General features: G+C 60.9%; 12 protein-coding genes. 7 read left to right on the top strand and 5 right to left on the bottom strand.

The genetic code is table 11. The annotated features are described in order from the left end of the window. Positions 1–20 precede the first annotated feature (20 nt). The 4 genes from AB4K19_RS09930 (at position 21) to AB4K19_RS09915 (ending at position 4,421) form a co-directional block, all read left to right on the top strand. Entirely contained in the window at positions 21–2,846 is a 2,826-nt protein-coding gene (locus AB4K19_RS09930; protein ID WP_375228227.1) for a helicase-related protein, read from the top strand. Next, positions 2,847–3,224 carry an RNA-binding S4 domain-containing protein gene (locus AB4K19_RS09925; protein WP_436397467.1) on the top strand — a complete coding sequence of 126 codons (378 nt, stop codon included), beginning with the start codon at positions 2,847–2,849 and terminating at the stop codon, positions 3,222–3,224. 51 nt (positions 3,225–3,275) lie between these two features. Continuing rightward, positions 3,276–3,614 (top strand): ferredoxin FdxA, encoded by a 339-nt coding sequence (fdxA, locus tag AB4K19_RS09920; RefSeq protein WP_436397466.1) that lies wholly within the window; start codon positions 3,276–3,278, stop codon positions 3,612–3,614. 294 nt (positions 3,615–3,908) lie between these two features. Next, positions 3,909–4,421: a CarD family transcriptional regulator gene (locus AB4K19_RS09915; protein ID WP_375228226.1), complete on the top strand. Its 513-nt coding sequence runs from the start codon at positions 3,909–3,911 to the stop codon at positions 4,419–4,421. A 52-nt stretch (positions 4,422–4,473) separates the two neighbouring features. Here AB4K19_RS09915 and cobS read toward each other — a convergent pair whose 3' ends face one another. Further along, positions 4,474–5,235, bottom strand: a complete 762-nt coding sequence (cobS, locus tag AB4K19_RS09910; RefSeq protein WP_436399523.1) for an adenosylcobinamide-GDP ribazoletransferase — start codon at positions 5,233–5,235, stop codon at positions 4,474–4,476. An 84-nt stretch (positions 5,236–5,319) separates the two neighbouring features. Here cobS and cobT point away from each other — a divergent pair, with 84 nt between their 5' ends. Next, on the top strand, positions 5,320–6,333 hold the full coding sequence (cobT, locus tag AB4K19_RS09905) for a nicotinate-nucleotide--dimethylbenzimidazole phosphoribosyltransferase (protein ID WP_375228224.1): 1,014 nt from the start codon (positions 5,320–5,322) through the stop codon (positions 6,331–6,333). Here cobT and AB4K19_RS09900 read toward each other — a convergent pair. Both AB4K19_RS09900 and AB4K19_RS09895 read right to left on the bottom strand, forming a co-directional pair. Beyond that, positions 6,330–8,234, bottom strand: a complete 1,905-nt coding sequence (locus tag AB4K19_RS09900) for a cation:proton antiporter domain-containing protein (protein ID WP_436399522.1) — start codon at positions 8,232–8,234, stop codon at positions 6,330–6,332. The genes cobT and AB4K19_RS09900 overlap by 4 nt on opposite strands. A gap of 28 nt (positions 8,235–8,262) precedes the next feature. Beyond that, complete coding sequence (locus AB4K19_RS09895) at positions 8,263–8,721, bottom strand: Lrp/AsnC family transcriptional regulator (protein ID WP_375228223.1); 459 nt, start codon at positions 8,719–8,721, stop codon at positions 8,263–8,265. 157 nt (positions 8,722–8,878) lie between these two features. Between AB4K19_RS09895 and hppD the strand changes: the two genes are divergently transcribed. Continuing rightward, the gene (gene hppD, locus AB4K19_RS09890; protein ID WP_375228222.1) at positions 8,879–9,973 is read left to right on the top strand and encodes a 4-hydroxyphenylpyruvate dioxygenase; all 1,095 of its coding nucleotides are present in this window, start codon (positions 8,879–8,881) and stop codon (positions 9,971–9,973) included. A gap of 20 nt (positions 9,974–9,993) precedes the next feature. Here hppD and AB4K19_RS09885 read toward each other — a convergent pair whose 3' ends face one another. Then, the gene (locus tag AB4K19_RS09885; RefSeq protein WP_375228221.1) at positions 9,994–12,030 is read right to left on the bottom strand and encodes a hypothetical protein; all 2,037 of its coding nucleotides are present in this window, start codon (positions 12,028–12,030) and stop codon (positions 9,994–9,996) included. A 146-nt stretch (positions 12,031–12,176) separates the two neighbouring features. Between AB4K19_RS09885 and AB4K19_RS09880 the strand changes: the two genes are divergently transcribed. Beyond that, the gene (locus tag AB4K19_RS09880) at positions 12,177–12,881 is read left to right on the top strand and encodes an SIMPL domain-containing protein (protein ID WP_436399521.1); all 705 of its coding nucleotides are present in this window, start codon (positions 12,177–12,179) and stop codon (positions 12,879–12,881) included. A 60-nt stretch (positions 12,882–12,941) separates the two neighbouring features. Here the strand turns inward: AB4K19_RS09880 and AB4K19_RS09875 are convergent, their stop codons facing one another. Then, positions 12,942–14,234 (bottom strand): O-acetylhomoserine aminocarboxypropyltransferase/cysteine synthase family protein, encoded by a 1,293-nt coding sequence (locus tag AB4K19_RS09875; RefSeq protein WP_436399520.1) that lies wholly within the window; start codon positions 14,232–14,234, stop codon positions 12,942–12,944. Positions 14,235–14,302 lie beyond the last annotated feature (68 nt).

Raw genomic sequence — 14,302 nt, 5'->3', positions numbered from 1 at the left:
GGCTGACTGAGGATACTGCCGTGGCAGGTGAAGAGCGGGTTGTGGCCGTCCTGGGCCCGACCAACACAGGTAAAACCACTTATGCAATCGAGCGCATGCTGGGGCACCGCACAGGTGTGATCGGCCTGCCGCTGCGCCTGCTGGCGCGTGAGGTATACGACCGGATCGTTGCGTTGCGTGGTCCCTCTGTTGTGGCGCTCGTCACCGGCGAGGAGCGCATCGTGCCCCCGCGCACCCAGTACTGGGTCTGTACGGTCGAGGCGATGCCGGACGGGATGGGATGCGATTTTCTGGCGGTGGATGAAATCCAGCTCTGTGCCGATCCGGAACGCGGTCACGTCTTTACGGACCGTCTGCTGCGTTCTCGGGGCCTGCATGAGACGCTGTTTCTGGGCGCTGATACCATGCGCGGCCCGATCCGGGAGCTGATCCCCGGTGCTCAGTTCATCCAGAGGGAGCGGATGTCCGATCTGACGTGGATTGGACAGAAAAAGATAAGCAGGATGCGTCCACGCAGCGCAATCGTTGGGTTTTCGGTTGAGAATGTATATGCGATCGCGGAGCTCATCCGCCGCCAGAAGGGCGGCGCAGCGGTCGTGATGGGAGCGCTGAGCCCGCGCACGCGCAATGCTCAGGTCGAGATGTACCAGAATGGCGAGGTGGACTATCTGGTGGCCACGGATGCCATCGGGATGGGGCTGAACCTAGACGTTGATCACGTCGCCTTTTCGGCGCTCAGCAAGTTTGACGGACGCCGCATGCGGCCGCTGGCCCCGAACGAACTGGCGCAGATCGCCGGTCGCGCCGGGCGGGGCATGAAAAACGGCACCTTTGGTGTCACAGGTGATGCGCGGCCGCTGGACGAGGAAGTGGTGCGCGCGATTACGGACCACCGTTTTACGCCTCTGAAGAAACTGAACTGGCGCAACCATGCGCTGCAGTTCGGCAGCATTGACCGGCTGATCGCCTCGCTTGAAACCCCGCCACAGGACGAAATCCTCGTCCGGGCGCGTGAAGCGGACGATCTGGGCGCGCTGCGGGCGTTGGGGCAGGTCGCAGAGGTTTTTGCGCGCTGTTCTGACGGACCATCGGTGCGCCTGCTATGGGATGTGTGCAGAATTCCGGATTTCAGGGGGATCAGCCATGCCGAACATGCCAGCCTGCTGGAGCAGATTTTCTGTTTTCTGCATGAAAACGGCCAGGTGCCGCAGGACTGGCTGGCACGACAGATCAGACGGATTGACCGGACGGACGGGGACATCGATGCGTTGTCGAGACGCCTCGCGTTTATCCGCACATGGACTTACGTGGCTCAGCGCAAAGGCTGGACAGGTGACGAAAGCCATTGGCGTAACGAGACACGTTCTGTAGAAGACCGATTGTCGGATGCGCTGCACGAGCGTCTGACCCAAAGATTCGTAGACCGGCGCACATCCGTGCTCTTGCGCCGGCTCGGCCAGAAGGAAGCCATGGTGGCAGAAGTATCGAATACCGGCGAAGTGACCGTCGAAGGTGAATTTGTAGGGCGGCTGGAAGGGTTCCGGTTCAGCCAGGACAAGGGTGCCGGCGGCGCCGAGGCGAAGACGATTAAGACGGTGGCGCTGCAGGCGCTGGCGCCGCAGTTCCATCTGCGGGCCGACCGTTTCTACAATGCGCCGGACACAGAGATCGACTTTACCGAACAGGGCGGTCTGATGTGGGGCAAAGACGCCGTGGGCAAACTGGTCGCGGGGCCCGATGCGCTGCGTCCGCAGGTGGAAGTCTTTGTCGACGATGTTGCCGGGCCGGAAGTTGCACAGAAAGTGCAGCGCCGTCTGCAGCATTTTATTGATCGCAAGATCGCCGCCCTTTTTGAGCCGCTGATGAACCTCAGCCGTGATGAAACGCTGACCGGCCTTGCGCGCGGGTTTGGGTTCCGCATGGTCGAGGCTCTGGGAGTTCTGCCACGGGCAGAGGTGGCCGATGAGGTCAAAGCACTGGATCAGGATGCACGTGGCGCATTGCGCAAACATGGCATCCGTTTCGGGCAGTTCACGATTTTCCTGCCACTGCTGCTGAAACCGGCCCCCACGCGTCTGCGCCTTGTTCTGTGGTCGCTGACAAAGGGACTGGGCGAGTTTCCCGAGGCACCGCCCCCGGGTCTGGTTACAATTCCGGCTGACAGCGGCGCGCCTGCCGGGGCTGACACGATGTCAGGCTACCGTATCGCCGGCGAACGCGCGATCCGGATTGATATGCTGGAGCGGCTGGCAGATATGCTGCGGGCCGAGAACACCCGTGCGGGCTTTGAGGCGTCTGCCGATATGCTGTCGATCACGGGGATGACGCTCGAACAGTTCGCGGATCTGATGCAGGGCCTTGGGTACAAGGCTGAAAAAGGCGAGCGGGACAGGGTGAAGCCCGAGCAGGCAGCTTCTGGCGCTGCCCAAGGGGCTGAGGTCTCAGAAGAGACTGCACCGGAGAGCGAAAGCGATACATCCGCCGAACCAGTTCCGGCGACTACAGATGAAGAAGCCGCACCAGCGACAGACGCAGAATCTGCAGCAAACACTGGAGATGCGGCAGAAGCAGCCGACGCGAGCGAGCCCGACGCGCCCGAAAAAGAAGTTTTCTTTACCTTTACATGGGGACGTCAGAACCGTGGCGGGCAGCAGGGCCAGCGTCGTGGTGGAGACCGCGCGCCGGGCAAGGGTAAACCGAAAGGCAAGGGCAAGCGTGGCGGACCGCAGGACGGCAAGGGCCAGCGGGCGCAGAAGTTCTCGGCAAAACCACCCAGACAGGAAAAGAAAATTGACCCGGACAACCCGTTTGCTGCCGCGCTGATGGGTCTCAAGGACAACAAGTGAGTGGCTGAAAAGCTGCGGCTCGATAAATGGCTCTGGCACGGGCGGTTTTTTAAAACCCGCTCGCTTGCGGCCACACGGGTCGCAGCCGGCGACGTGCGCGTAAACGGAAACCGGGTTGAAAAGCGCAGCACCATGGTGTCACCGGGCGACGTCCTGACCTTTGCGCAGGGCAAAACCATCCGCGTGATCCGCATCGAAGCTCTGGGCACCCGGCGTGGCCCGGCCCCCGAAGCGCAGGCGCTTTACGAGGATTTGTCGCCGCCAGAGCCGCGTTCACAGAAAAGTGCTCCTGAAAATCCGTCCTTTGAAGGAAAAGGTCGCCCGACGAAGCGCGATCGTCGCATTCTTGATCTTTCCCGGTCCCGCTCTCTTGAATGATCCCGGCTGCTGATTTAGCTAACCCTCAGATTTTACCCGGAACCGCATCACATGACCTATATCGTCAACGACAGCTGCATCGCCTGCAAATACACCGACTGCGTCGAAGTCTGCCCGGTAGACTGTTTTTACGAGGGCGAGAACATGCTGGTGATCCACCCGGACGAGTGTATCGACTGTGGTGTATGCGAACCGGAATGCCCGGCAGATGCCATCCGTCCGGACACTGAGCCGGATATGGAGAAATGGGTCGAGTTCAATCGTAAGTATTCCGAACTCTGGCCGGTTATTATCACCAAAAAAGACCCGCTGCCTGAGGCAGAAGAGCGTGACGGTGAGCAGGGCAAACTGGAGAAATACTTCTCTGAAGCACCAGGCGAGGGCGGCTGACCAGCAAGCCTGTTTGATTCGCTTCACGGACGAATCGACAAGAATCAGCTAAGCAGCGGGTTTTATGTAACTTTCCCACACCTTACGCAGCGGTAGCTTTCGCTGCGGCCGATTCTGTGATATAGTGCTGGAACAAACAAAATAACGGATGCCGTCTTTCCGCGCTTTCACCAGCCTGCGGACACTTAAAATTCTGTCCAGTCACACCCGCATGCAAGGGCTGCCCGCCCTGCCTGGTGTATTTTTGACTGTTCACAGTGGCCGGATGTTCACCCGTTTGACGAGGAACAATGAATGACAAAATCGAAGAAACTTGATTTCCGCCCGAATGAATTCGTCGTGTATCCGGCCCATGGTGTGGGTCAGATTCTGTCGATCGAAGAACAGGAAGTGGCCGGTATCACGCTGGAGCTCTTTGTGATCTCTTTTGAGAAGGACAAGATGACGCTGCGGGTGCCGACGCACAAGGCGACGGAAATCGGGATGCGGGCGCTGAGCTCGCCGGACGTTATTTCCCACGCGATGAAAACGCTGAAAGGCAAAGCCAAGGTCAAACGGGCGATGTGGTCGCGCCGTGCTCAGGAGTATGAGCAGAAAATCAACTCCGGTGACCTGATTGCGATTGCCGAGGTGGTCCGCGATCTGCACCGCACCGATGATCAGCGCGAACAGAGCTATTCGGAGCGTCAGCTCTATGAGGCAGCGCTTGAGCGTCTGACCCGCGAAGTCGCAGCTGTAAGTGGTGGCGATGATCTGGCGGCCGCCAAGCAGGTGGGCGAGGTTCTCGAAAGCCGCGTCGCGGCCTGATCCGCAAAGATTGCAGAAGTTTCAGCCGTTCCGGAACGTCCGGGGCGGTTTTTTATTGCAGCAATAACAGCAGCAGACACAAAGCAGTCAGTTCGCTCACCTGCTGCGTGGCACCCAGAACATCCCCGGTCTGACCTCCGATCCGGTCCCGCGCCAGCCACGCCATGAAGGCGGCAGTGAGGGCAACACTCACGCTTGCCGCCACAGCGGGCGCGCCTAGCAGCAGAACGGCCAGAACAAGCGCGATGATCATTCCGGCGAATACACGTGGCCGCGCCGGCCTACCTACGGAATGAGATAAACCAGCGGCGCGCGCGTGTGGCAACAGCGCCATAAGAACCGGCATGGCCGCGCGCGACAGAACAGCCGCTGCGATCAGTGCGCCGGGGCTGATCACGAGCAGGGCAGACCATGCGAGCCACCTCAGCCCCGTCACAAAGATCAGCGCGAGCGTTCCGTAAGAGCCAATCTGGCTGTCTTTCATGATCTCGAGGCGTCGTTCTGTCGAATACGCGCCCCAGAACCCATCCGCCACGTCGGCGAGCCCATCTTCATGCAGCGCGCCGGTCAGGACAGTCAGCAGCGCCAGCCCGATCCCGCTGGCAACGGACACCGGTAGTCCGAGCGACAAAAGTGACAAAGCGGCAAAACTTGCGATGGAAGCCGTCACCAGCCCCACCAGCGGATAGGCCCACACGGCCTGCGCACCCCGGGCAAAGGCACTGTCAGGCAAATGCGGCGTCGGAAGGCGGCTGAGCAGCGCGAATGCCAGCACGATCTCGGTCACAACGGGGGGGTAGGTGTCGGTTTTCATCCCTCTGGGGCCTCATCCCGTCTTGCTGGAGGTGTGGCAATGGTTAAAGAGGGGGGACGACCCATGCAAGCCGGAGGATCCCGCATGACCACAGCTTTTTCAGATCCGGAGGGGTTCCGTGCTCTGCTGGCCGCGCAACCCGACGCTGTGGCTGATGCGGCGGGGGCGGCCGCAGCCCGAAACGGGCAGCTCACCAAACCACCGGGTGCGCTGGGGCGGCTGGAAGACCTTGCAATCTGGTACGCCGGGTGGCGTGGAACGGACAGGCCATCAGTCAATGCGCCACAGGTCATTGTTTTTGCGGGAAATCATGGTGTTGCCGCGCGGGGTGTCTCCGCGTTTCCCTCAGAGGTCACAGCGCAGATGGTCGCCAATTTCGAACATGGCGGTGCTGCGATCAATCAGCTGGCGCGCACGTTCGGTGCTCGTCTCGACATTATCGCCCTGGCTCTGGAGACACCGACTGCGGATTTCACCGAGGCCCCCGCGATGACGGACGCAGAGCTGACCGAGGCTCTGCTGAGCGGCTGGAACGCGGTCGATGCGGATGCTGACGTGCTGGTTGTGGGCGAGATGGGCATCGGCAACACAACATCGGCAGCTGCAATTGCGGCTCTGCTGCTGGGAGGCGATGCGGCCGACTGGACCGGTCGGGGCACCGGTGTGGATGATGCAGGCCTCGCGCTCAAGACCACCGTTGTGTCAGAAGCTGCAGCGCTTCATGCCGGCGCTGCGGATGGTCTCGACGTGCTGCGGCGCGTGGGGGGGCGTGAACTGGCAGGGATGGCCGGCGCCATTGCCCGGGCGCGGGCGCTGCGTATTCCTGTTCTGCTGGATGGTTTCATCTGCACTGCAGCGGCGCTGACACTGGAAAAAACAGTCGCCGGTGCGCTGGATCACTGCGTGGCAGGGCACCTGAGCGCCGAGGGCGCGCATGCCCGGATGCTTGAAGCGCTGGGTAAGGAGCCGTTGCTGTCTCTTGGGCTGCGTTTGGGTGAAGCCTCAGGCGGCGCGCTGTCGCTGGGTGTCCTCAAAGCCTCCGTGGCGTGCCTGAGCGGGATGGCAACCTTTGCCGAAGCGGGTGTTTCTGACGCCTAGGACCCGCCGCCGGACGCCGCGACTTTATTCTCTTCGCTCTCCCGGCTGAGAAAAGCGGTCTCCAGTTCTTTCTGCAGCTCTTTGGCCTTGTCGATATAGGCCTGATTTTTGCTGGCAGGCACGCCAGGCTGCCACAGCTCGGCCAACTGGCGCACGGAATGCCGGTCGTGATGGTAAAATATCCGTTCGGCCTCGCTCGCCTCGTAGTCACTCAGCCCCATGTTTTCGAGAACATAGCGGCCTGCGCGCAGGGAACTGTCGAAAAGTTCGCGCACGATGTCATCAGCACCGGCCTGATAAAGGCGGTAGACATGCGTCCGGTCACGCGCCCGCGCAACGATATGCAGATCAGGATAGTTTTTGCGGGCGTATCCTACCAGCTTGATTGCAGCCTCCGGGTCATCCAGCGCCACCACCAGCACACGGGCCTCTGCAATCCCGGCGGCACGCAGGATGTCGGGCCGGGTCGGATCGCCAAGAAACCCCTTGAAGCCAAAGCGCCGCATCACCGCAATGGTCTCCATGTCATGGTCCAGCACAACTGTGTTGAACCCGCTGGCCTGCACCAGGCGGTTCACGATCTGGCCAAAACGTCCGATACCAGCAATAATCACCGGCCCTTCGGCGTCGATTTCATCGTCGGGGTGGTCGACGGTGCTTTCCTCCATGCGGCGGGACAGGACGTCATACAGAATGAAGAGAAGCGGCGTGATCAGCATCGACAGGGCGATCACAAGCAGCAGCGTTTCGGCCACATCCACCGGGATCACATTCTGCTGCACCGAAAAGGACACCAGCACAAAACCGAATTCGCCGGCCTGGGCAAGCCCGAGGGCAAAGAGCCACTGATCGCGTCCTTTCAGCCCGAAGGCGCGGCCCAGCACAAAGAGGATCAGGCCTTTGACAATAATGACGAGCAGCGCCATCGAAATAATGGCCGGCATGTTCCCGAAGAGCAGCGTAAAGTTGATACCAGCACCGACCGTGATGAAGAACAGCCCCAGCAACAGCCCCTTGAAAGGTTCAAGGTCGGTTTCAAGCTCGTGCCTGAATTCGGAGTTTGCCAGAACCACGCCCGCGAGGAATGCCCCAAGAGCAGGCGACAAGCCCACCAGAGTCATCAGGAATGAGATGCCCACCACGATCAGCAGGGCGAGTGCGGTATACATCTCTCTCAGGCGCGAGGCGTGAATGTAACGGAACAGGGGGCGGGTGAAAAAGACACCGGCGATGACCACCGCGCCGATTGCCGCGATGGTAACCAGCGTGACACCCCAGGCAGGCAGCCCTTCAACGAGCGACAGGGAGTGATGGCCGTCACCATGGTGACCGGCAGCGGCCTTTTCGACGTGGATCGAGCCATCTGCTGCAATGTGCTGCGCGGGCAGGGTGACCACCAGCAGGGGCAGGAAGGCGAGGATGGGGATGACCGCAATGTCCTGGGTCAGCAGCACCGAAAAGATGCTGCGCCCGCCGCTGGTCTGCATCAGCCCCTTTTCAGACAGGGTTTGCAGAACGATCGCGGTGGAGCTGAGCGACAGAGCCAGGCCAATGGCCAGACCGACGCCCCAGGGCTGGTTGTAGGCGACAGCAATCGCCATCAGAGCGGCCGCACTGACGCCGACCTGCAGGCCGCCCAGCCCCAGCAGCCGGTGCCGCATATCCCACAGCGCGCGCGGCTCCAGTTCGAGGCCGATCAGAAACAGCATCATAACCACGCCGAATTCCGCAAAATGCTGCAGATCCTGGGTTTCGGAGCCAACAAGGCCCAGCACAGGCCCGATGATGATCCCGGCGGCAAGGTATCCGAGCACCGATCCCAGGCCCAGGCGGGCGGCGAACGGGACTGCAATCACCGCCGCGGCGAGGTATATCGAAGCCTGGTAGAGGAAGCCGTCCATGTGGTCTTTTCTCCCGGAAGGGCGGGTTTCAGGTGGGCAGGGGGCCATCCTGTTTGAGCTGGTCCATCACGATCTGGCTGTGCACCCGTGCAACAGACGGGTGCGCGAGCAGGACCTCGTGAATCAGTGCATTCAGGGCGGGAAGGTCGGCGCAGTACACACGCAGAAGATAATCCGCATCGCCGGTCATTGTCCATGCGCCGGTGATCTCCTGGCGGGTGTTCACAAGACGCGCGAAGCTGCGCGCCTGTTCGGCGCCATGGGTGCCAAGATGCACCTGTACAAAGCCCTGAACGTGCAGGCCCAGATGCAGCGGGTCGAGCCGTGCCTCATAGGCGCGGATGTAGCCGTCTGCTTCCAGTCTCTGCCTGCGCCGTCCGGCCTGGCTTGGCGAAAGGTTCAGTACATCCGCCAGCTGCTGAGCCGTCAGCTGGGCGTTTTTCTGCAGTTCAGCCAGGATACGTGTATCGACATGATCCAGCGCCATGATGCGGCCTCCGGTCGTGATTTCACCTTATTATGCGGGAAATGTGCAAAAAAATCTATAACGCACGAGAGAGATGCGCAGTTTCCCCGCCAGTTTTCAATGACAATGATGAAAGAATGCGCAGCCGCGCAGAAAACCGCCACGCAGGAGCATCATCATGGGACCTTTTCCGCACAACGCCCCCCGTTCGGTCATTTCGGAAGAAAATCCGGCGGGCACGGACGGTTTTGAATTTGTGGAGTTCGCCCACCCGGATCCACAGGAACTGCGCGAACTTTTTGAGCGGATGGGGTACACGCATGTTGCAAACCACCGGACACGCGCGGTTGAGCTCTGGCAGCAGGGGGATGTCACCTACATCCTGAACGCTGATCCGGAGAGTTTTGCTGCGGGTTTTGTCGCCGAACATGGTCCCTGCGCACCATCCATGGGTTGGCGTGTGGCGGATGCAGAGGTGGCCTGCCGGCAGGCCGTTGAGAAAGGCGCTGTCCGCTACGAAGGGCCGGGCAAAGCGCTGGATGTTCCGGCGATCTATGGCATTGGTGGATCATTGCTGTACTTCGTCGATCAGTATTACGACACCAGTCCCTACAACGAAGAGTTTGACTGGATCGCAACGTCGAAACCGGCGGGCGTCGGGTTCTGGTATCTCGATCACCTCACGCACAATGTGCACAAGGGTAATATGGACAAGTGGTTCCGGTTTTACGGTGACCTGTTCAATTTCCGTGAAATCCGCTTCTTTGACATCGAAGGCAAATACACCGGACTGCTCAGCCGCGCGCTGACCTCGCCCTGTGGCCGGATCCGCATCCCGATCAACGAAGACCGGGGCGAAACAGGCCAGATCGTATCTTATCTGAAGAAGTATAACGGCGAAGGCATCCAGCACATCGCTGTTGGCGCGCGCGATATCTATGACAGTACAGATGAGATTGCCTCGCGGGGGCTTAAATTCATGCCGGGGCCGCCGGAGACTTACTACGACCTGAGCTATGATCGTGTCACAGACCATGATGAGCCGGTGGACCGGATGAAGAAACATGGCATCCTGATCGATGGCGAGGGGGTGGTAGACGGCGGCGAGACCAGAATTCTGCTGCAGATCTTTTCAAAGACAGTGATCGGGCCGATCTTTTTCGAATTCATTCAGCGGAAAGGCGACGATGGGTTCGGCGAGGGCAACTTCAAAGCGCTGTTTGAAAGTATCGAACAGGAACAGATCAGAACCGGTGAGATCGCCGCAGAATAACGGCGGCCTGCGACGACCGGTCAGCTGCTTGGCATTTTGAGCACGATGTTCCTGCTGCCCTTGCGGTATCGCAGTTCGGCATCACCAATCGCGGAGACCCGGCCGCCATCCAGCCTGTCGCCGACCTGCACTTTTTTGTAACGCCCTTTGCCGAGGCGGATCAGTGCCCGCCGGTCAGACGGTTTGCCGTAAACCCCGATCAGGTTCACCCGGCGCAGGTTGATGGCGTTCTGTTCTGTCGCTTCGCGTGCCGCTGACGCACTGGACGGAATGCGCGGGGCAACGGCTCTGGGTGCTGCGCTTGCCGTGGTTACGGCGGCCGGAGCAGAGGCGGCGGGCGCGCTTTGCAGGATACGTGCCACGCGGATGCTGAAATCCGAGGGGCGTGCTTCAGGGCGCAGTGAGACAGCAACAGCATTCTCAGGTGCGGGTCCGGCATCAGATCCGGTGAAAAGCGAGCCGGCTGTCCCGGCACGCGGTGCAGATGCGGCAGCAGCAGAGGCGGCTGCGTTTGCGGCTGCCGTCAGTGCGGCGGCCTGTTCCTGCAGCGACTGCGGACGCTGGGGTGGCCTGAAAGCTGCCAGTTCCGACCGGGTCAGACCGGCGAAGGACGCGCGTTCGGACTGTTCCGCGAAATCGTCGGGGCGAAGCTGCGGGCGGAAACCTGCGAGAAGCGCCAGCAGAACGGGGTCTGCAACGGAAGCCTCTTCGATCACCTGAACGCGCCCCTGTGGCGGGCGGACAGGTGGGGCGCCTGCAAAAATCAGGACGCCGTCGGGATTCATAGCCCCCGCTGACGTCGGAATAACGAACCCACGCTCGTCCAGCGCAAAAGAAATGCCCGCGGGAGCCGGCGACGCAGGTGTCAGCAGCACTGCGTCGTCCGACACAGCAACGGTTTCGGGCAAAGCGACAGCATCAAAAGCGACCTGAACAGGGTCGATGCTGGTGACATAGAGGTTTTCCAGGTCCACAAGCCCCGGCGCGGAAGGGACCTGAGGCGCCACGGACCAGATGCCTGTGGCGGCATAGCGCGCCAGATCATCCACCGGTTCCTGAGGCGTTTCCGGCACTTCCGGTGCGACAGGTACGCTCAGCGCTTCGCGGATCGCGGCATCCGTTCCGGTCGCCGCGGCCGGCTGCCATGCCGGGTCTGCGGTTTCCGGCGTTATGCCGCTGGTGCCCGGCACCGGGTCCTCGGGCTGCAGGGGGGCTGCAAACTGCGCCTCGGGCTCGCTGTTCTCAAACGTGTCCAGCAACGCCGAAAGACTGCCGCTGCCAAACAGACCGGAAGCCCAGATGCCTGAGCCGACCGCGAGGAGCAGAGCCAGAAATCCAAGTGTTGCAGGCCGGAGCAGCAGACTTGTCTTCTGTTCTCCCCGATGCTGGTGTCCGAACGCTTCAATCTTGCTGGCCTGGTGCGCGGCAAGCGATTTTACCTGCCGGGGTGGCCGCTGAACGCGGGAAGCAGCGGCCGGCCGGTGCTCGAACGGTTCCGGCTCCTCGGCAAAGCCTGTGTGCCGGGGCGTTGGCATCTCGTACCGGACGTCCGGGGCAGGGAATATCTTCGGGGTTTGTGCCGTGTCCGTGCGTGGCCCGAAAAACGGTGTGCCGGGAAAAAGATCTCCGGTAGGTACTGCGCTGAACTCCACAGGCTCAAACCCATGGTCACGCGCAAACTCACGGGCTTCTTCCAGCGTTTCGCGTGCAACGGCGCCAATGAAAAGGCGATCGGCCGAGAGAGCTGTCGCGATGCACAGATCGGCAATAGCATAGGGCGTCTGACCATCCAGCGCCCGTTCGGCGGCTTCCTGTCCGGACATCTCTCCTGGCAGGAAGGGAATGTCCATATAGCGGATCTGATTGTCAGGCAGATTGATCCGGCAGTGCAAACCACCGGAACTCAGCCGGGCCGCCTGGTCCCGCAGCTCAGAAAGCTTTTCTGCCAGATCGGGATCGGCCGGGTTAACAGTCGCCATGCTGTCCCAGCCGGTTGCTGATCTGAGCAACAGGTCAATGCCTTCGTGGGACAGAGAGAGCGCGAGTTCCGGCGTCATAAACTTTCTTTACCAGCAGGCATTTGCAATCAACAGGCAGCGCAATAACACTGTCAGGATACAGCAGGTCTTTGCCGAGGGAAAGGCAAAGGGTTTCCGCCCCAGGACGGATCAACGGTATAGAGGTCATTGGCAGGACCATCAGAATGGAGAAGATAATGCGCACAGCAGCGATCATACTGTCCCTCGGGCTGGCCGCAGCGGCACCGGCACTGGCAGAAGACGCAAGAACGATCTCGACCTCTGGTACCGGGACGGTTGAGCAGGCGCCCGATATGGCCGTGATAGACATCGGTGTCACACTGGAAGCGTTGCAGGCCGGTGACGCGCTGGACGGAACCTCGGAGGCTGTACGCGGCGTTCTGGCAAGCCTTGATGCGCTGGGAATTGCCGAACGGGATATCGCCACCAGCAACATCTCTCTCCAGCCTGTATGGAACAACCGCGGGCCAGGCGATGATGACAGACCCCGCACCATCGGCTTTACGGCGTCGAACACGCTGACCGTCCGTGTGCGTGAACTCGACAAGCTGGGCGATGTGATGGAGCTTGCTGTCGGGGATGGTGCGAACCGGTTCAATGGCGTGCGGTTCGCGATCCAGGAACCGGAGCCTGTTTATGATGCGGCGCGCACCGCTGCTGTGCGGGATGCGGTCCGCCGTGCCACCCAGCTGGCGGAGGCCGCAGGCGTCACTCTTGGGGAGGTCCGGAGTATCAATGAGCGCGGGGCCGGGCGCCCCTCGCCGATGATGGAGATGTCAGCGGCGCGTGTGGCTGATGTGCCGGTTTCTGCCGGCGAGCTGAGCGTCAGTGTCACGGTGGATATGGTGTTCGGTATCGGAGACCCATAGCGCCGCAGTGCATAAAAAAGGGGGCGCTGTCCCGCGCCCCCGTTGTTGGGAAGTGTCCCGTCAGCTCGTCGCTTTGGACAATGCCTGATCAAGGTCAGCAATCAGGTCATCGGCGTTTTCCGTACCGATGGAAATCCGTACGACGCCCGGGCCGGCGCCGGCGGCTTCCTGCTGTTCTGCGGTCAGCTGCCGGTGCGTGGTTGAGGCGGAGTGAATGACCAGTGATCTTGTGTCACCAAGGTTCGCCACATGGCTGAAGATCTCCAGCGCATTGACGAATTTGACGCAGGAATCGTATCCACCTTTAATCGCGAAAGTGAAAAGCCCGCCTGCGCCTTTCGGGCAGATTTTCTTGACCCGGTCAAAGTAGGGGGACGATTTCAGGCCCGCGTATGTGACGTAGTCGACCCGGTCGTCTTTCTCCAGCCAGGAGGCCACGGTCACCGCGTTCTCCACGTGACGGTCCATGCGCAGTGACAGGGTTTCAGTGCCCATCAGCGTATAGTGCGCCGCCTGCGGGTTCATGGTCATGCCCAGATCACGCAGCCCGATGGCAATACCATGGAACGTGAAGGCCAGCGGCCCGAACGTCTCATGGAACTTCAGACCGTGATATGCCGGTTCCGGCTGGCTGAGAGACGGGAATTTGTCATTCGCGGACCAGTCGAATTTGCCCGAGTCCACCACACAGCCGCCAGTCACAGTGCCGTTGCCGGTCAGGTATTTGGTTGTGGAATGCACGACAAGCGTTGCGCCGTGTTCAATGGGTCGGCAGAGGTAAGGTGTGGCCGATGTATTGTCGACGATCAGCGGGATGCCCGCTTCATCGGAGATCGCCGAGATTGCATCGAGGTCCGTGATGTAGCCGCCGGGGTTCGCGATCGCTTCGCAGAAGACAGCGCGCGTGTCGTCATTGATGGCCGCCTTCACCGCATCAAGGTCATCGAAATCGACAAAGGTACATTCCCAGCCGAAACGTTTGATCGTGTGCGAGAACTGCGTGACGGTGCCACCGTAAAGACGGGTGGAGGCCACGATGTTCTTGCCCGGGCCCATGATCGGGAACAGTGCCATGATCTGTGCGGCGTGGCCCGAGGAGCAGCAAACCGCACCAACGCCGCCTTCAAGCGTCGCGATACGTTCCTGCAGAACGGCAACCGTCGGGTTGGTCAGGCGCGAATAGATGAAACCCACTTCCTGGAGGTTGAAGAGCGCTGCGGCGTGATCGGCGTCGCGGAACACATAGGCCGTGGACTGATAGATCGGTGTCTGCCGGGCACCTGTGGCCGGGTCGGGCCGGGCGCCTGCGTGAATCTGCAGCGTATCAAAGCCATAATCGGGGCCATCTTGCATTGGAAATACTCCCTGAGTTGTTTGCGCCTATGGTTAGGGGAAGCCCGGAGTGACCACAAGAGCGGCCC

The sequence above is a fragment of the Roseobacter phycocola genome, assembly GCF_042055075.2.
Classification (GTDB): domain Bacteria; phylum Pseudomonadota; class Alphaproteobacteria; order Rhodobacterales; family Rhodobacteraceae; genus Roseobacter.
The sequence above is the reverse complement of the archived record's forward strand: the minus strand, read 5'-3'. Positions and strand labels throughout refer to the sequence as shown.